The following is a 16392-nucleotide window of genomic DNA, read 5'->3' on the forward strand; positions in this document are numbered from 1 at the left end:
GATACATTTCTCACTATACTCCCTTCCCCCTCGCAGAAGGTGGTTTGAGGCTGAACAGGAATAGCAAACCGCTATCTTGATCCCCGTGCAGAATAAATGTTATGAAATCTTGACATTTGATCCCTGCAAAAGACTAAACTGCGTATAAATTCCTAGAAGTATGCCCGAATTCCCTTGACGCCCCAAGACTTTTTTGCCAAAGATCAAGGGCAAAGGATAGCTCTGTCTATCAACCCACGATAAGGAGGCACCCATGCCGAAAGATCGCCCCCCTCTAGAAGAAATGACCTTGCGGCAGTTGCGGCGCGTCGCCAGTGAACTGCAAGTGTCCCGTTATAGCCGTATGCGCAAAGATCAACTCCTCGCTGCCATCCGTGAAAAGCAGGCGCAAGCCAACGGATCCACCACTACCATTTCTGTCCAACCTGTCCCCTCTAATCTGGAGTCGCAAGAAAAAGTGGAAGCAGCAAAATTTGACCTCGGTCCTGCTCAAGAGGATGTTCTCTTGGCCTCTGTAGATGAAGGCCTTGGGGATTTGCCGGGGGGCTATGGTGAAAGCCGCATTGTCCTCATGCCCCGGGATCCGCAGTGGGCCTACGCCTATTGGGATGTGCCCAACGAGCACCGCGAAGAATTGCGGCGGCAAGGGGGTCAGCAACTGGCTCTACGGCTCTACGATGCCACGAATATCAACCTCGATAGCCAAATTCCCCACAGTGTTCAGGAGTACCCCTGCGATGAGTTGGCGCGGGAGTGGTATCTGCCCATCCCCGTGAGCGATCGCGACTATGTGGTGGAAATTGGTTACCGCTGTGCCGATGGCCGCTGGTTGGTTCTAGCCCGTTCTGCCCCTGTGCATATTCCCCCCACCTACCCCTCAGATTGGGTCTGGGATCAATTCATTACGGTGGATTGGGATATGGATCTGCGGGGCAAAACCCTCTTTGATCTGGGGGCACCCTTGGCGGGCACTGCCGAACCCCATCCCATTTACGAAGGCATCTTTGCCATGGCCGAAGGAGCCGAAGCGCAGCGGGTGGCAGGTTCTCTCTTTGGTTCCATGCACCAAGTCCCCGGCTCCATCTCCCAGTTGCCCGAAATGGCCATCAGTTCCTACGTCTTCCCCTCGGGGGTTGGCCTATGGGCTGTGCCGACGGTCTCGGGTCTGACGATGTCGGGCGTTGGCTTCTCAGCTTCGGCGGCTCCCATTCGTCCCCGCAAATTCTGGTTGGTGGCGGATGCTGAACTCATTGTCTATGGGGCTACGGAGCCAGATGCCACCGTCACCATTGGTGGGCGCCCGATCAAACTCAATCCCGATGGCACCTTCCGCTTCCAGATGTCCTTCCAAGATGGCCTCATCGACTTCCCGATCTTGGCAGTGGCGGCAGATGGGGAACAAAACCGCGCCATTCACATGAAGTTCACCCGCGAAACCCCCGAACGTCGCACCAATACCAAGGAAGAAGCGGTGCTGGAGTGGCTAGCCTAAGCTAAGATGGTTAGCTCAATCCATGCCTTTCCCTCTGCCGATGGGTGGGGGGATTTTTTTAGGCACGCAAAAAGGCAAGCAGTTCACGATTGACTAGCCCCGGCACTTCCTGTTGTGCCCAGTGGCCACAGTCGGGCAGATATTTCAGCCGCCACGGTGCATGGATCCACGCTTCGATGCCATTGGCAAGGCTGGGTTGGGCGAGGGGATCATCGGCGCCCCAGAGAATCAGGGTGGGGCTGGTAATGGCTTCCGTGTGCTGTTGCAGTAGGTGCCACCACTGTTGGGGTGAAAAAAGATGGCGATAACTTTTGAGCACCGCAGCGATCGCCCCCGCTTTTTCAAGGGCGGCTTGATAGAGTTGCACAGTTTCTGCCGAGAAGGCAGCCTTGCGGATGGAGTAGCGTTGAAAGAGATCCTGTAAAAAACTCTGCAGATTATGCCCTAGCCAGTATTCCGCTAAGCCGGGGATGTGGCAGGCCAACAGTGGCCAGTTGCGCCAAAAATGCTCTACCTGTTGCCAGAGTTCCAGTCCCACACGGTAGGGGTGGGGGGTATTCAAGACGGCTAAATGCTGCACCCTCTGCGGAAAACGTGCCGCCACATGCCAAGCAATCAGGCCACCGCAATCATGACCGACAATGTGGGCGCGTTCATAGCCCAGTTCTTGGATCAGCGCCGTGACATCTTGGCTGAGGGTATCGAGATCATAGCCGTGGGCAGGCTTCTCGGAGTCATTGTAGCCCCGTAGATCTGGCACTACAACCTTGAAATGACGAGCCAGCACGGGAATTTGAAATCGCCAAGAGTACCAAAACTCTGGAAAGCCATGCAACAGAATCACAAGATCACCGCTGCCTTGGGTGACATAGTGCAGGCGTACTTGGTTAACGCTGAGGTACTGGTGTTGCCAACTAAGGGACGCTTCAGTCATTGAGGGTGGGGATCAAAGTAGAAGGAAAGTCCAGCTACTTTTAAGCTAGCACCGACAAAAGAACGAAGGATAGCCCCGACAGGGTTAAACCGCAGTGGGGATACGGACTTCCTTGAGGAGATTGGCCAGTTCTTGCAGTTGATTGATGGCCTCTGCCCCTTCGAGTTTCATGAGTTCGCGGTCATCGCGCATTTCAGTCCAAGTGATCCCATAGTCAGAGACCAAAAAGCGAATCAGGTGGTTGTCGGCCAAACTGACCATGAAGGAGGCACTGTTGAGTTCACCGCCACAGGTGTAGCAGGAGGCCATGTAGCCTCGATTTTCTAGGGCGATTGCCAGAGCTTGCAGGTTCAGCACTAAATCGCGAATAAACTGGCGGTGTTGTTCGGCTAAGCGGTAAAACATAGGACGATTCACTCCAAGCAATGAACAAAGTTATAGCACAGCTGCTAGGGAAATATTAAGACAATCTTAAGAAAGGGCAATGCTGTACCAACGTTGTTAAAACCCTGCAGCCATTTGTAAAATTTGATAGAAAAATCAGAAAAGCTAAAATTTGTTATCGAGACAATCTTATGAAAGAGGAGACTTGACAGCTGCCCGTTGGGGAGAGTCCTCTAGAGCGCGACTTTTACCTCTGGCTACCCCTTGCTTAACGTTTTAGCGGCTGTTGATTTGTTTTTGCTGCTGTACTCTTCATTTTACCTTTAATCTGCTTTAGGATTGGCTTTACGTTTCTAGGGTAGAGTAGCCCTAACGACACATTTTGCAAGACAATGCCAGCAAGCCCAATTGTTCCCGTTGCCCTTGCGGTTCTTTACCAAGGCGATCGCGTTCTCATGCAACTGCGAGATGATTATCCCCATATCTTGTATGCCGGCCACTGGGGACTTTTTGGCGGTCATCTTGAACCCGAAGAAGCACCGCTCGCGGGTGTCCAGCGGGAAGTCTATGAGGAGATTGGCTACTGCCCACCTCACCTCACCTTTTTTGGAGAGTACGGCGATCCCCAAGTGCATCGCTATATTTTCACAGGCCCTTTGACGTGTGCACTGGAAAACTTGGTACTCAACGAAGGACAGGGCATGGACTTGGTACCCTACGATTCTGTGGTGGCTGGGGTTCACTATGCCCAAACCCTCGGCGAAGATCGCCCCTTAGGCGCCATCCACCAGCGCATTCTGCTGGATTTCTTTGCTAGGAGAGAATCCCCCGTTTAAGCAGCAAACTGTTGCAGCACCCGTTCGGGGGTTCCCAGTCCTTGGACAGAGCGATCGAGATACAGCACCTGATCACAGGTTGCCCTTACCCGCTCCAAGTGATGGGAAATTTGTAAAATCGCCCAGCCCTCACTCACCTTGAGGGTCTCTAGGAGGTCATAAAATTGTTGCTCACCTCGGAGATCTAAGCCAGCGGGAGCTTCATCCAAAATCAGGAGACGACGGGGTTGCACCAAGCAATAGGCCAAGAGGGCGCGTTTTGTTTCGCCCCCGGAAAGGGAACTCATGGGTTGTGTCGCAAGATGCTCGAGGTGCAGGCGTTGGAGACTTTCCAAGATGGCGCGATCGCGCTGCTGTCGGTGCTGCCAAGGCCACTGCCACGTAGGTTGCCCCCAGCCCAAACCCACAAATTCAGCCACGGTGATCGGAATGCGTGGATCGCACTGAAAATTTTGCGGCAAGTAGGCTACCTGTTGGCGGACATAGGGGAGTGTGCGGCGATAGCCCATACCATAGCCCAAGAGGGTCACCCGCCCCTGCTGGTAGGGAATAATGCCCAAAATGGCTTGAATCAGGCTACTTTTGCCCGCCCCATTGGGACCAATAATGGCCATATTCGTATTGGCGGCGAGGGTAAAGGAGACATTTTCCACCACCCAGCGATCGCCCCGCCGCACCGAGAGGTTTGCCACCTCTAGCAGGTATTCGTTCACAGTGCTGCCCCTAACGGTCTATTCACCTGCATCCACCATGTCCCTACCACCGCGATCGCATCGGGACGACGATAGGCTTGCTGTTGCGCCCCAAAAGCCTCAGCCAGATTGCGAATGTTTTGCTCCATTCTTTGCAGGAAGTAGGTCGGCGTGAGATCAGCGGCAGTGGGAGCACGCTCTAGGGGATCAAACACACTCACTTTTACGCCCAAATCCTGCGCTAAACTGTCAAAGACCTGTTCTTGCCCCGGTTCCGTCAGGAGCGTTTTCAGATCACTTTGTTGCACCGCCTGCATCACCCGCTGCACATCCGCAGGTGAGGGATTAACCGACGGAATGCCCACGAGATAGATTGCTTTCAGGTTATAACTCTCGGCAAAATAGGGCGCCACATCGTGATAAACCACAAATGTTTTGCCCGCAAAGGGAGCGAGTTTTTCCCGGGCGAGGGCATCTAGGGCGTCTAACTCCTGAATAAAGGCGGCACTATTTTGCTTGTAGATGGCAGCCCCTTCGGGATCCACAGCAATCAGACCATCGCGAATGTTTTTCACCTGCTGCATGGCGCGCTGGGGATCTAGCCAAATGTGGGGATTGAATTCACCGTGGCTGTGACCGTGGTCATCATGAACGTGGTCGTGGTGGTGATCGTGATCATCCTTTTCGCTGGCAAGGGTGGCCACCCCCGCGCTGGTATCAATGATCTTGAGATTGGGATTGGCGGCATTTTCAATCAGTTTGTCTAAAAAGGTTTCCATCTCAAGGCCATTTTTGACCAAAACCCTTGCTGTGGCCAGCAGCCGCACATCCTCAGGCCGCGCTTGAAAGTCATGGGGGTCAATATTGGCCGGCAAGAGTTGCTCAACAGTGGCGCGATCGCCTGCGACCGCTTTTGTAAAGGCAGTGATGGGTAAGAAAGTCGTCACAATTGTGAATTGGGCTTCTGCCTGTGAGGTCTCCTGCTCCTGTGGCGACTGGGCTTGGGGGGCACAACTGCCCAAAAATACCCCCAGAGTTACCAGCAGCCCCCAGCGTTTAAGGTGAGCTTGGATAGCCATAGAGAAATAGATGAATGATAACCATTCTCATATTTGCACACTTAAGCAGGGAGAGCAAGCAAAAATAAAGGGGCAAGCCTCAACCTACCCCTGCGCAAAAACCAATTAGCGATCGCGAGTTTTTAGCCTTCGAGATTCAAGAACGGCAAGAGTGCCATGATCCGTGCCCGCTTAATGGCCACTGCCAGTTGTCGCTGTTGCTTGGCCGTGAGACCAGTCACCCGCCGCGGCAAGATTTTCCCCCGTTCAGTGATAAAACGCCGTAGTAAATCAACATCCTTGTAATCAATGGGCTGTCCAGGGGGAATGGGAGAAATGCGTCGCCGATAAAATGCCATAGCTGTCCTCTAATTACTTGATTTCTTTGTGAATGGTGTGCTTGTTGCAGTGGGGGCAAAATTTCTTCAGTTCTAACCGCCCTGTGGTGGTGCGACGATTTTTGGTGGTGGTGTAGCGAGATACCCCAGGCGATCGCTTGGCCGGATTAGTGCGACACTCTGTGCATTCTAGGGTGATAATGATTCTGGCGCCTTTTGCTTTAGCCATGGTCTTGCCTATCTATCCAGTGAGCCGATCTCTAATTATGGCAGATCTTTGCGGATTTTGCTCACCAATTCAATGAGCTTGCGATCAAGGGCAAAGCCCCGCTGGCAGCGATACACCTTTGTGCCGCCAAGGCGATCGTGGAGCGTGCGGTGCTCTTCATCAATCCACGCCAAGCTACAGTCAACGGCCAAGGGTAGTGCCAAAATAATCAGCGCCATACTCGGGCCATAGGACTCCCAGCCTGCCAATGTCAACAGTGCCCCGACACCAATCACCAGTTCTCGCTTGCTGAGGGAAAGGAGATCCGGTGTCCGCTGCCGCTGATCCAACAGGCGCACATTCATCAGCCAATGGCCGGGGCTTTGACCCTTATTGCGGTTAACCATCGCCACCCGCAGCAACCACCAAACGATGGCAAAAACAAACAGTTGCCCCCACTGAATGGCGGCTCCCGGCGTGATACCGACAACACTCGTCAACCAGATGAGGATAAAGTCAATGCTGGTGGCGATCGCCCGTCGCCAAGGCTGAGCCAGTGGTAAGGGGGGTGGATATTGACGGGAAAGTGCCATAGCAAACACGCGGTGGCAAAAGGCCAGAGAGTGGCTACACTAGTATAGCTTGGGGCCGATTCCCTCAAAAAATTCTGCGGAGTTTGGACGGTGCAACCCGTTGATTTGACGACCCTGCGTGCTGTTTGTGCCGATCTCCAACATTGGCTACCGGCACGGCTCGAAACGGTTTACCAGCGCGATCGCCACACGATTGCCTTGGCGCTGCGCACGCTGAAAAAACAGGATTGGCTGACCCTCAGTTGGCATCCCCAAGCGGCACGCATTGCCTTTGAACCACCGCCCCCCCGCCAACCAGACACCTTTACCTTTAGTCAGCAACTCCATGCCCAACTCAATCGCCTTGCCCTTGTGCGGGTGGGGTTAGTCAACCCTTGGGAGCGCGTCGTGGTCTTGGAATTTGCCCCTCGTCCGCAGGAAGCAACGCAGTGGCGTCTCTATGCCGAGATCATGGGCAAGTACAGCAACGTGATTCTGGTTAACGCTGCCGGGGAAATTGTTACTGCTGCCCACCAAGTCAATGCCCAACAGTCCCGCTTGCGCCCAATTCTGACCGGTCAACCCTATGTGCCCCCACCCCCCCTAACGGCCGCGTTGCCCAGTTGTGAGATTCCCTTTGAGCAGTGGCAACAACAGGTAAGCGTGATTCCCGGACTGCTGCGGCAGCAACTTCTGAAGGCCTATCGGGGACTGAGTCCAGCCTTGGTACAGCAACTACTGGCGGATGCCGCATTGCCCCTAGAAATCCGCACCACAGAGCTAAGTGCTGAAGAGTGGCGGCGGCTGTTTGACCATTGGCAGCACTGGCTGGCGTGTTTAGAGAGCGGGCATTTTGTCCCCCAATTTACATCAACGGGCTATCGCGTCATTCCCTCCCTTGGGACGCAGACCCCCTCAACCCTCAGCATTCACGAAATTCTCGCCACCTATTACCAAAACCAACTACAGCAACAGCAAACGCAGCAACTTCAGCAACAGTTGCGCCAGAGCCTACAGGCACAACGGCAAAAACTGATCGCTAAAATTGAGGGCTTTCGAGAACGATTGGCCGCCGCTGCTGGGGGCGATCGCCAACGCTACCTAGCCGATTTACTCATGGCCCATGCCCACCTGTGGCAACCCGGCATGACTGAACTGATCGTGACGGACTTTGCCACCCAAGAACCCCTCGCCATTCCCCTCTCCCCAGAGAAAAGCGCCATCCAAACGGCGCAGGAGTTGTACAAGCAACAGCAAAAACTTAAACGCGCCCAGCAGCACATTATCCCACTCCTCACCGCTGCTGAAGGGGAACTGGCCTATCTGGATCAGGTGGCGGCCACCCTCACTACGGCCACATCCTTAGATGTCCTTGAGGAAATTCGCGCTGAATTGATTCAACAGGGATACCTGACGGCGCCCGATTACTATCGTCCCCCTACCACGCCCAGTCCCTACCTACGCTATACGACACCGAGTGGCTTCACGGTTCTCGTGGGGCGCAACAACCGTCAGAATGACGATCTCACCTTTCGCGTTGCCAGTCCCTACGATTGGTGGTTTCACACCCAAGAGATTCCCGGTAGCCATGTGATTCTCCGCCTCGCAGCGGGGGAGGTGCCCAGTGAGAAAGATATTCAATACGTGGCGAATTTGGCGGCCTACCATAGTCAAGCCCGTGCCAGTGCCCAAGTACCCGTGGTCTATACGCGCCGCAAGTATGTGCAAAAACCGAAGGGCGCCAATCCGGGGATGGTGATCTACGATCAGGCGACAGTGGTGTGGGGGTGCCCTCTGAGTGTCAGTGATGGCTCTTCCGATCTGACCCAAGGGGGTGCTGGCGGCGATCGCCACGGGATCATGGCAGAATAGAACCGTGTTTTTTACGACACCATTGACTGCTGAGGTTCTATGCTGCGCCTAAATCGAAAATCCCTAATTTCAATCCTATTAAGCGTTGTTGCCATTATTTTAGTCGGCTGTGGCGGCCCCAGTGCCACGACCACCCCTCCGCCCACCTATAGTGAGTTGCAAATTACTCGCATTCAAGACTACCTGAGTGACATTGAGAAAAATGCTGAACGCTTTGCCGACCTAGAGGTCAGTGTGGCCAAAGGGGATTGGCAGGAAGCCCGCAACATTATGCGCGGCCCTCTCGGTGAAATGCTGATGGATATGCGTGCCCTCAACCGCAATCTCTTGGCAAAGGATCAACCCACCCCCACAGCTTTGACCCGTGCCCTGACGGATGACTTCCTGAAAATTGATCAGGGGGCGGATCTCAATAGTGTCACCGTGGCTCAAGAGGGCTTCCGTGATGCTGAAGCGGACTTCAAGGCCTATCTCAATAGCTTGCCTGAGTTGTCCTAGTCCCCTGCGTTTCTCCTAGGTTGATAACCGTTGCCCATGTCCTTCGTCGGTCTGCATATTCACAGTGATTACAGTCTTCTGGATGGTGCAAGTCAGCTTCCCGACCTAGTGGCACGGGCAATGGAATTGGGGATGCCCGCGATCGCCCTCACGGATCACGGGGTGATGTACGGCGCCGTTGAGCTGTTAAAGTTGTGTCGCGGCAAACCCCTGAAGCCAATCATTGGCAATGAGATGTACGTCATCAATGGCGACATCACCAAGCAGGAGCGCAAACCCCGCTTTCACCAAGTGGTGCTGGCCAAAAATAAACAGGGCTACCACAACCTCTGCAAACTCACCACCATCTCCCACCTGCAGGGCTGCCAAGGCAAGGGAATTTTTGCTCGCCCCTGCATCAATAAAGAACTCCTAGCTCAGTATCGCGAAGGGCTGATTGTCACCAGTGCCTGTTTGGCAGGTGAAATTCCCCAAGCGATTTTGCAGGGCAAGCTGGACTTGGCACGCCGTGTTGCTGCTTGGTACCAAGAGACCTTTGGTGAGGATTTTTACCTTGAGATCCAAGATCACGGCAGTCAAGAGGATCGGGTAGTCAACGTTGAACTGGTGCGCATTGGCCGCGAGTTGGGGATCAAAATTATTGCCACCAATGACTCCCACTTTGTCTCCTGTAATGACGTCGAAGCCCACGACGCTCTGCTTTGTATCCAGACCAACAAGCTGCTCACTGATGAGAAGCGGATGCGCTATAGCGGTACGGAATACCTAAAATCCGCCGCTGAAATGGCTCGACTGTTTCGGGATCACTTGCCTGCGGAGGTCATTCAAGAGGCCTTGGCCAATACCCTCGAAGTGGCCGACAAGATTGAACCCTATAACATCTTTCGTGAACCCCAAAGTCCAGAGTTTCCCGTGCCTGCTGGCCATACAGCCGATACCTACCTAGAGCAAGTGGCGTGGCAAGGACTGTTGGAGCGATTTCAGGTGAGCGATCGCCAGCAGTTGGATCCCACCTACCGGCAGCGCTTGGAATACGAACTCAAAATACTCCAGCAGATGGGGTTCTCGAACTATTTCCTCGTGGTTTGGGACTACATCAAATATGCCCGCGACCACAATATTCCCGTCGGGCCAGGGCGGGGATCGGCGGCGGGTTCCCTTGTGGCCTATGCCCTGCGCATTACCAACATTGATCCCGTACACCACGGCTTGCTCTTTGAGCGGTTTTTGAACCCGGAGCGCAAGTCCATGCCCGATATTGATACGGACTTCTGCATTGACCGCCGCGAGGAGGTGATCCAGTACGTCACCGAAAAATACGGCAGCGATCGCGTCGCCCAGATCATCACCTTCAACCGCATGACCTCAAAGGCGGTGCTCAAGGATGTGGCACGGGTGCTGGATATTCCCTATAGCCAAGCGGATCAAATGGCAAAGCTGATTCCCGTGGTGCGGGGCAAACCGGTCAAATTGGCGGTGATGATCTCCGATGACACCCCCTCGCCAGAATTCAAGGAAAAGTACGACAGTGATCCGCTGGTGCGCCGCTGGATTGATATGGCGATGCGCATTGAAGGTACCAACAAAACCTATGGCGTCCATGCGGCCGGCGTCGTCATTGCCTCAGAACCCTTGGATCAACTGGTGCCGCTGCAACGCAATAACGATGGGGCGGTGATTACCCAGTATTTCATGGAGGATCTGGAATCCCTTGGCCTCCTGAAGATGGACTTTTTGGGTCTGAAGAACCTGACAATGATCCAAAAAACGCGGGAGTTGATCCAGAAAAACCACGGTAAAACCCTTGATTTGGATGCCCTCCCCCTCGATGATGCCAAGACTTACCAAATCCTTGCTGAAGGCAAACTGGAGGGGATCTTCCAATTGGAATCTTCGGGGATGCGCCAAATTGTTCGAGAACTGAAGCCCTCAAATTTGGAGGACATTTCCTCGGTGCTGGCACTCTATCGACCGGGACCGTTGGATGCAGGCCTGATCCCCAAATTCATTAACCGCAAGCATGGGCGGGAACCCATTCAATATCAACATGAGCTTTTGAAACCCATTTTGCAGGAAACCTACGGCGTTCTTTGTTATCAGGAGCAGATCATGCGGATGGCGCAGGACTTGGCGGGCTATTCCCTTGGTCAAGCGGATCTGCTCCGCCGCGCGATGGGCAAAAAGAAAAAAGAGGAAATGGAAAAACACGAAGCCCTCTTCATTGAGGGAGCGGCTAAAAATGGGGTGCCCAGCGCAGTCGCCCAAGAACTCTTTAAGCAGATGCTGGATTTTGCTGAATACTGTCTGAGTGGGGAGACGGCGGTGATGACGGTGGAATATGGGGCTGTCCCGATTCGCCGCTTGGTGCAGGAACAGTTGGCCTGTCAGGTCTACAGCCTTGATCCCCAAGGGCATCTTTATACCCAGCCCATTGCCCAATGGCACTTTCAGGGCTTCCGTCCCGTGTATGAGTATGAACTTGAGGATGGCTCAACGATTTGTGCGACACCTGATCACCGCTTTATGACCACCCGTGGCCAGATGCTGCCCATTGAGCAAATTTTTCAGGAAGGACGAGAGCTATTCCAATTCGCGATCGCCCCCAGTACGGCGCTGGCTCAAGGTCTCAAACCAGCGGTGCAGATGAGCCGCTAGACAATCTTGAATAGCTTCACTCACCTGATCAGTGGGTTGATCCGCCGCAATTCGCTGCCAGCGATCGCCCCCTGCCTTAGCCAAGGCCATAAATCCTTGACGAACTCGCTCATGAAAGGCCACCGCATGCTGCTCTAGGCGATCCGCTATGCCCCGCCGTTGGGTGCGGGCAAGGCCAACCTGAACCGGCAGATCCAGCCAGAGAACTAAATCCGGCATCAGTCCAGCGGTGGCAATCTGGTTGATGTGCTCGATGAGGCTCAAGTCCAGTCCTCGCCCATAGCCTTGGTAGGCAATGGTGGAAGCCGTGTAGCGATCGCACAGGACAATGCCCCCCCGTTGCAGTTGGGGGCGGATACTCGTCGCCACGTGCTGGGCGCGATCGGCGGCATAGAGCAGGAGTTCTGCCATGGGATCAATCTCTAAATCACTATGGAGCAGCAGTTGCCGCAGGCCTTGGCCAAGGGGCGTTCCCCCCGGTTCACGGGTCAGCAGCAAGGGCGGATCAATGTCAGCGGATCGTAATTTTGCCAGCCAGCCACTTTCCTCTAGCCATGTGGTGATCGCCCCCATTTGGGTCGTTTTGCCGGCACCCTCTCCCCCCTCTAGGACAATAAACAAACCAGTGTAGGGATGCATGAATTCAGCGATTTTGAAGAAAGGTTTGATATAATCGCGGCATCCTGCCATATAATGCAGGTCACCTTACAATGGGGGTAATGCTCAATTCCCTGTGATTTCCTAGGAACACCAGCAGCGAGAGCGCCCCGTCTGTTCCGTGATTACACTAGAACCATTGTTCGCGAATTATTAGTTTACCACTTGGCGGTTATGGCTCGATATGCTCGTGTTGTTACCATTGCACTCCCTCGGGCACGGCTAAAGGAAGAGCTGGTGCAAACCCTAGAAGCCTGCGATTTGACGGTAACCCATGTGGGGGATGATTACGTCGTGGCACGGGAGAGCGCGCTCGATGCCATTTCAATGTCCCAACTGGTCACGGTTGAAGTCCTGATTGATAAAACCACGCCCCAAAAGGATGTCACCAAGTTTGATCTGGTGCTCAAGAATAAGGAACTGACCCTCAAGAAAAATAATCACTGCTTTGAATGGTTTGACCGTGTCAGTCGCGCCATTGCCGAAAATGAAAATTGGGAATTAGTTAATACAGTTGCCACACTGTGACGGTGCTGCTAGCAAATGCAACAGTGACCATTGTGGGCGCCGGGGTGGTTGGCTCGGCGATCGCCTACGAACTGAGTCGTGTGCTTGATCCAGCGGAAACGCCGATTCTTGTCCTTGAAGCACAACGGGAGGAAGATTGGCAAGCGACCGGTGCGGCTCTTGGTGTTCTCATTGTCCACCTCAGTCGGCGGCGACGTGGACGCAACTTTCAACTACGGCAGGCCAGTTTGGCACGTTATGAAACCCTCATTCCGGAGTTGGAGGCAGAAACGGGGGTTCAGATTCCCTACCAGCGCCGCGGCATTATCGAAATCTGTACCACTAAGGACGAGGCGATCGCCACCCAAGCATGGTTGCAGGAACAGGCTCCCCAAGGGGTGCAGTGGCTCTCGCCAAAAGAAGTCCAAGATCAATATCCCCTTGTGGATATCCACCACATTCACGGCGCACTTTGGGCAACAGGCGATCGCCAAGTCACCCCTAAACCCTTGACTCAAGCCCTGCGCCAAGCGGCTCATCAACGGGGCGTAAAGTTCTTGTATCAAAGCCCTGTCCGACAGCTCCAGCGATCGCTCCAAGGGGGATGGATTTTACAGCTCGATCAAGCAGCCATCGAGACTGAATACCTGATCCTAGCGGCGGGTCTGGGAACAACACCCCTTACGCAAGCCCTGAATCGCTCTGTCACTGTGGAACCGGTTTTAGGACAAGCCCTAGAGTTTGCCTGTGATATTGATGCAAATACACCAGTAATGACCGCTGAAGGAATTCATTTTGTCCCCTTGCCTTGGGGGCGGGTGTGGGTGGGTGCCACCGTGGAGTTCAACACCCTCACCGCGAATCCGCAAACCCTTGATCAACTGCATGGGAGAGCCATCGAACTTTGGCCAGTTTTGAAAACGGCTCCCTTAACTCAACAGTGGCAGGGACTGCGACCCCGCCCGAGCGATCGCCCGGCACCCATCATCGAAAAAATAGACGACCACACTTGGCTGGCCACTGGCCACTACCGCAATGGTATCCTGCTAGCTCCCATCACCGCCCAAAAAATTGCCCAATCCCTGAGGCTGACCTTGGCCAAGGGCGATCGCCCCAAGGGGGACACAGCATTGATAAAATAAAAGCCAGCGTTGTGGGGTACATACCATGGAAGTCAATCCTTTTGGCTTGGTGGCAACAGCCATGTTTGTCTTGGTGCCAACAGTGTTCTTGATTATTTTGTACGTGCAAACGGAAAGTCAGAAGAAGAGCAGCTAAGATAGATCTCTACGGCTAGAGCGAAAATGACTCTATTTTTGCCGCAGATGCTCTAAATAGTCCTTATTTATACGGCCTGTGACTGCTGCTTCGTTTTCACCCCTTTGTATTGCACCTACCCACGTCTATCGTGGTTGGTTCATTCTCTCCCAAGCGGGGGAAGCCATTGCTCAATTGGGGCATCATCCCCTTTTAGTGGTTTCACCGCAGCGGTATCAGCAGCTTGAGCAGGAGTGGCAGGCGATCGCCCGCTCCCATGATCTCACCTTCAGCGTGGGGACATTCCATGGTGAGTGCAGTGAATCCACCCTTGCCCAGCTCCGCCAAGAGGCGCAAGGCAGTGATCTCATCATTGGCATTGGCGGTGGCAAAGCCCTAGATACCGCTAAACTTTTGGGGCATCAATTACACTTGCCCGTAGTGACGATCCCCACGTCCGCAGCCACCTGTGCCGCTTGGACAGCCCTCTCCAATATCTATACAGAGGCCGGTGCCTTTGCCTACGATGTGACACTCCACCGTTGCCCGGATCTGCTGCTCTTGGATTACGCCCTGATTCAAACGGCGCCGAAGCGAACCCTGCTTGCCGGCATTGGCGATGCCCTTGCCAAGTGGTATGAGGCCTCGGTGAGTAGTGGCCACCGCCAAGAAACGCTGATTGTGGCTGCGGTACAGCAAGCCCGAGTATTGCGCGATCTTCTCTTGCAGCAATCCGCTGAGGCTCTGGCCAATGTGGGCAGTACCGCTTGGGAAAATGTCGTCGATGCCAGTGTCCTCATGGCAGGGATGATTGGGGGTTTGGGGGGTGCCCAATGCCGCACGGTGGCAGCCCATGCGGTGCACAACGGTCTGACCCAACTGCCCCAAAGTAGGGGCACCCTCCATGGAGAAAAAGTGGCCTACGGTATTCTGGTGCAACTACGCTTGGAAGAGCTAGTTCAAGGCAGTCAACTAGCTGCTAGCGCTCGCCATCAGCTGTGCCAGTTCTATGAACAGGTGGGTTTGCCCCTGAGTTTAGAGGATTTGGGTTTCCAAGAGGCCAGCTTGGCGCAACTCCAGCACGCTGCAACCGTTGCCTGCGCTCCCCACTCCGATATTCACTATTTACCTTTTGCGGTGACACCTGATTTGCTGCTAGAAGCAATGGTGTCCACCGTGGTCGGCTACAGTGCCACAGTCTTAGATGGGAGTGCCCGCTAGATGGGGTTAGAGTGGATTCAGCCGGCCGATCGCTTGGGGGCATTGCCGCCCTACGTCTTTGCGCGTCTCGATGAACTGAAGCTGAAAGCCCGCCAGCAGGGACTCGACCTCATTGACTTGGGGATGGGTAATCCCGATGGCTCTGCCCCGCGTCCAGTGATTGAAGCAGCGATCGCCGCCTTTGAGGAACCTAGTTACCACGGTTATCCTCCCTTTGAAGGCACAGCGGTTTTCCGTCAAGCCATTACCCGTTGGTATCAGCGCCGCTACAATGTCTCCCTTGATCCCGATGGTGAAGCCTTACCCCTGTTGGGATCAAAAGAGGGACTGACGCACCTTGCCCTTGCCTATGTCAATCCGGGGGATGTCGTTCTTGTGCCTAGCCCGGCCTATCCTGCCCATTTTCGTGGACCCGCGATTGCCGGTGCCAACATCTATCCCCTTATTCTGAAACGGGAAAAGGGCTGGCTCATTGATCTCAGTGAGATTCCCAGTGACATTGCCCGTCAAGCGAAGGTTTTGTACTTCAACTATCCCAGCAATCCTACGGCGGCGATCGCCCCCCGCTCTTTCTTTGAAGAAGTCGTTGCCTTTGCCCGCGACTATCAAATCCTTCTAGTGCATGACCTTTGCTACGCCGAACTAGCCTTTGATGGCTATCAACCCACCAGCTTACTGGAAATTCCCGGTGCCAAGGAAATCGGCGTTGAGTTCCATACCCTCTCGAAAACCTACAATATGGCCGGTTGGCGGGTGGGGTTTGTGGTGGGCAACCGCCACATTATTCAGGGCTTGCGTACCCTGAAAACGAACTTAGATTATGGGGTTTTTTCCGTCTTACAGAAAGCGGCAGAGGTGGCCTTGAGCCTGCCCGATAGCTACATTGCCTCTGTGTGCGATCGCTATCGCCAACGGCGGGATTTTCTGATTCAAGGCTTGAATGAACTGGGCTGGCAACTCACCCCAACCCAAGCAACCATGTACCTGTGGGTGCCCGTACCCGTGGGCATGAGTTCGACCGATTTTGCCCTCAAACTGCTTCAGGAGACAGGCGTTGTTGTGACCCCCGGCAATGCTTTTGGCGAAGGGGGTGAAGGATACGTGCGCATTAGCCTCATTGCCGATCGCGATCGTTTAGGGGAAGCCCTCAAACGCATGGCTCAAGCCAATATTCGCTTCGATAGCTTAAGTCGGTAACATACTCCATCCGG

18 protein-coding genes are annotated in these 16392 nt (G+C 54.2%); 10 read left to right on the top strand and 8 right to left on the bottom strand.

The window, feature by feature from the left end; translation table 11 throughout:
* Nucleotides 1–253: 253 nt before the first annotated feature.
* Nucleotides 254–1492 carry a DUF4912 domain-containing protein gene (locus tag RHP47_RS05150; protein ID WP_149818794.1) on the top strand — a complete coding sequence of 413 codons (1239 nt, stop codon included), beginning with the start codon at nucleotides 254–256 and terminating at the stop codon, nucleotides 1490–1492.
* Nucleotides 1493–1550: 58 nt separating this feature from the next.
* Here the strand turns inward: RHP47_RS05150 and RHP47_RS05155 are convergent, their stop codons facing one another.
* Together RHP47_RS05155 and RHP47_RS05160 are read right to left on the bottom strand one after the other, a co-directional pair.
* Complete coding sequence (locus RHP47_RS05155; RefSeq protein WP_149818795.1) at nucleotides 1551–2426, bottom strand: alpha/beta fold hydrolase; 876 nt, start codon at nucleotides 2424–2426, stop codon at nucleotides 1551–1553.
* A gap of 84 nt (nucleotides 2427–2510) precedes the next feature.
* Nucleotides 2511–2831 (bottom strand): DUF1815 family protein, encoded by a 321-nt coding sequence (locus RHP47_RS05160; RefSeq protein WP_149818796.1) that lies wholly within the window; start codon nucleotides 2829–2831, stop codon nucleotides 2511–2513.
* Nucleotides 2832–3202: 371 nt separating this feature from the next.
* Here RHP47_RS05160 and RHP47_RS05165 point away from each other — a divergent pair, with 371 nt between their 5' ends.
* Nucleotides 3203–3646: an NUDIX hydrolase gene (locus tag RHP47_RS05165; RefSeq protein ID WP_149818797.1), complete on the top strand. Its 444-nt coding sequence runs from the start codon at nucleotides 3203–3205 to the stop codon at nucleotides 3644–3646.
* Here RHP47_RS05165 and RHP47_RS05170 read toward each other — a convergent pair.
* The 5 genes from RHP47_RS05170 to RHP47_RS05190 form a co-directional block, all read right to left on the bottom strand.
* Complete coding sequence (locus tag RHP47_RS05170) at nucleotides 3643–4359, bottom strand: metal ABC transporter ATP-binding protein (RefSeq protein WP_149818799.1); 717 nt, start codon at nucleotides 4357–4359, stop codon at nucleotides 3643–3645. The two genes, RHP47_RS05165 and RHP47_RS05170, sit on opposite strands and share 4 nt — an antisense overlap.
* On the bottom strand, nucleotides 4356–5417 hold the full coding sequence (locus RHP47_RS05175) for a metal ABC transporter substrate-binding protein (RefSeq protein ID WP_286649933.1): 1062 nt from the start codon (nucleotides 5415–5417) through the stop codon (nucleotides 4356–4358). Before RHP47_RS05175 ends, RHP47_RS05170 begins: the two co-directional genes overlap by 4 nt.
* 122 nt (nucleotides 5418–5539) lie before the next feature.
* Nucleotides 5540–5755 carry a 30S ribosomal protein S18 gene (gene rpsR, locus RHP47_RS05180; protein ID WP_011057896.1) on the bottom strand — a complete coding sequence of 72 codons (216 nt, stop codon included), beginning with the start codon at nucleotides 5753–5755 and terminating at the stop codon, nucleotides 5540–5542.
* 13 nt (nucleotides 5756–5768) lie between these two features.
* Nucleotides 5769–5963, bottom strand: coding sequence for a 50S ribosomal protein L33 (gene rpmG / locus RHP47_RS05185; RefSeq protein ID WP_149818803.1), 195 nt, complete (start codon nucleotides 5961–5963; stop codon nucleotides 5769–5771).
* Between the two features lie 35 nt (nucleotides 5964–5998).
* Nucleotides 5999–6535: an RDD family protein gene (locus RHP47_RS05190; RefSeq protein ID WP_226972044.1), complete on the bottom strand. Its 537-nt coding sequence runs from the start codon at nucleotides 6533–6535 to the stop codon at nucleotides 5999–6001.
* Between the two features lie 90 nt (nucleotides 6536–6625).
* Between RHP47_RS05190 and RHP47_RS05195 the strand changes: the two genes are divergently transcribed.
* Genes RHP47_RS05195 through RHP47_RS05205 form a run of 3 tightly spaced genes read left to right on the top strand, consistent with a single transcriptional unit; the run spans nucleotide 6626 to nucleotide 11539 of the window.
* Nucleotides 6626–8386 carry an NFACT RNA binding domain-containing protein gene (locus RHP47_RS05195; protein WP_310841228.1) on the top strand — a complete coding sequence of 587 codons (1761 nt, stop codon included), beginning with the start codon at nucleotides 6626–6628 and terminating at the stop codon, nucleotides 8384–8386.
* A 39-nt stretch (nucleotides 8387–8425) separates the two neighbouring features.
* The gene (gene psbQ / locus RHP47_RS05200; RefSeq protein WP_149818809.1) at nucleotides 8426–8884 is read left to right on the top strand and encodes a photosystem II protein PsbQ; all 459 of its coding nucleotides are present in this window, start codon (nucleotides 8426–8428) and stop codon (nucleotides 8882–8884) included.
* Between the two features lie 36 nt (nucleotides 8885–8920).
* On the top strand, nucleotides 8921–11539 hold the full coding sequence (locus tag RHP47_RS05205) for a DNA polymerase III subunit alpha (protein WP_310841230.1): 2619 nt from the start codon (nucleotides 8921–8923) through the stop codon (nucleotides 11537–11539).
* Here the strand turns inward: RHP47_RS05205 and tmk are convergent.
* Entirely contained in the window at nucleotides 11465–12178 is a 714-nt protein-coding gene (tmk, locus tag RHP47_RS05210) for a dTMP kinase (protein ID WP_149821687.1), read from the bottom strand. The genes RHP47_RS05205 and tmk overlap by 75 nt on opposite strands.
* Nucleotides 12179–12370: 192 nt before the next feature.
* Here tmk and RHP47_RS05215 point away from each other — a divergent pair, with 192 nt between their 5' ends.
* From RHP47_RS05215 to RHP47_RS05235, 5 genes are all read left to right on the top strand, one after another.
* Complete coding sequence (locus tag RHP47_RS05215; protein ID WP_149818813.1) at nucleotides 12371–12724, top strand: hypothetical protein; 354 nt, start codon at nucleotides 12371–12373, stop codon at nucleotides 12722–12724.
* A 23-nt stretch (nucleotides 12725–12747) separates the two neighbouring features.
* Entirely contained in the window at nucleotides 12748–13845 is a 1098-nt protein-coding gene (locus RHP47_RS05220; protein WP_310841231.1) for an FAD-dependent oxidoreductase, read from the top strand.
* A gap of 25 nt (nucleotides 13846–13870) precedes the next feature.
* On the top strand, nucleotides 13871–13981 hold the full coding sequence (gene psbM / locus RHP47_RS05225) for a photosystem II reaction center protein PsbM (RefSeq protein ID WP_149818817.1): 111 nt from the start codon (nucleotides 13871–13873) through the stop codon (nucleotides 13979–13981).
* Nucleotides 13982–14050: 69 nt separating this feature from the next.
* Complete coding sequence (locus tag RHP47_RS05230; protein ID WP_149818819.1) at nucleotides 14051–15181, top strand: iron-containing alcohol dehydrogenase family protein; 1131 nt, start codon at nucleotides 14051–14053, stop codon at nucleotides 15179–15181.
* The gene (locus tag RHP47_RS05235) at nucleotides 15182–16378 is read left to right on the top strand and encodes an aspartate aminotransferase (protein ID WP_286669017.1); all 1197 of its coding nucleotides are present in this window, start codon (nucleotides 15182–15184) and stop codon (nucleotides 16376–16378) included.
* Nucleotides 16379–16392: the final 14 nt, after the last annotated feature.

This window comes from Thermosynechococcus sp. QKsg1 (genome assembly GCF_031586415.1).
Taxonomy (GTDB): domain Bacteria; phylum Cyanobacteriota; class Cyanobacteriia; order Thermosynechococcales; family Thermosynechococcaceae; genus Thermosynechococcus.

What these genes read in the sequence shown, in the direction of transcription:
- RHP47_RS05150 (WP_149818794.1), top strand. Translation starts at nt 254, where the DNA reads ATGCCGAAAGATCGCCCCCCTCTAGAAGAAATGACCTTGCGGCAGTTG.
- RHP47_RS05155 (WP_149818795.1), bottom strand. Translation starts at nt 2,426, where the DNA reads ATGACTGAAGCGTCCCTTAGTTGGCAACACCAGTACCTCAGCGTTAAC.
- RHP47_RS05160 (WP_149818796.1), bottom strand. Translation starts at nt 2,831, where the DNA reads ATGTTTTACCGCTTAGCCGAACAACACCGCCAGTTTATTCGCGATTTA.
- RHP47_RS05165 (WP_149818797.1), top strand. Translation starts at nt 3,203, where the DNA reads ATGCCAGCAAGCCCAATTGTTCCCGTTGCCCTTGCGGTTCTTTACCAA.
- RHP47_RS05175 (WP_286649933.1), bottom strand. Translation starts at nt 5,417, where the DNA reads ATGGCTATCCAAGCTCACCTTAAACGCTGGGGGCTGCTGGTAACTCTG.
- rpsR (WP_011057896.1), bottom strand. Translation starts at nt 5,755, where the DNA reads ATGGCATTTTATCGGCGACGCATTTCTCCCATTCCCCCTGGACAGCCC.
- rpmG (WP_149818803.1), bottom strand. Translation starts at nt 5,963, where the DNA reads ATGGCTAAAGCAAAAGGCGCCAGAATCATTATCACCCTAGAATGCACA.
- RHP47_RS05190 (WP_226972044.1), bottom strand. Translation starts at nt 6,535, where the DNA reads ATGGCACTTTCCCGTCAATATCCACCCCCCTTACCACTGGCTCAGCCT.
- psbQ (WP_149818809.1), top strand. Translation starts at nt 8,426, where the DNA reads ATGCTGCGCCTAAATCGAAAATCCCTAATTTCAATCCTATTAAGCGTT.
- RHP47_RS05205 (WP_310841230.1), top strand. Translation starts at nt 8,921, where the DNA reads ATGTCCTTCGTCGGTCTGCATATTCACAGTGATTACAGTCTTCTGGAT.
- tmk (WP_149821687.1), bottom strand. Translation starts at nt 12,178, where the DNA reads ATGCATCCCTACACTGGTTTGTTTATTGTCCTAGAGGGGGGAGAGGGT.
- RHP47_RS05215 (WP_149818813.1), top strand. Translation starts at nt 12,371, where the DNA reads ATGGCTCGATATGCTCGTGTTGTTACCATTGCACTCCCTCGGGCACGG.
- psbM (WP_149818817.1), top strand. Translation starts at nt 13,871, where the DNA reads ATGGAAGTCAATCCTTTTGGCTTGGTGGCAACAGCCATGTTTGTCTTG.
- RHP47_RS05235 (WP_286669017.1), top strand. Translation starts at nt 15,182, where the DNA reads ATGGGGTTAGAGTGGATTCAGCCGGCCGATCGCTTGGGGGCATTGCCG.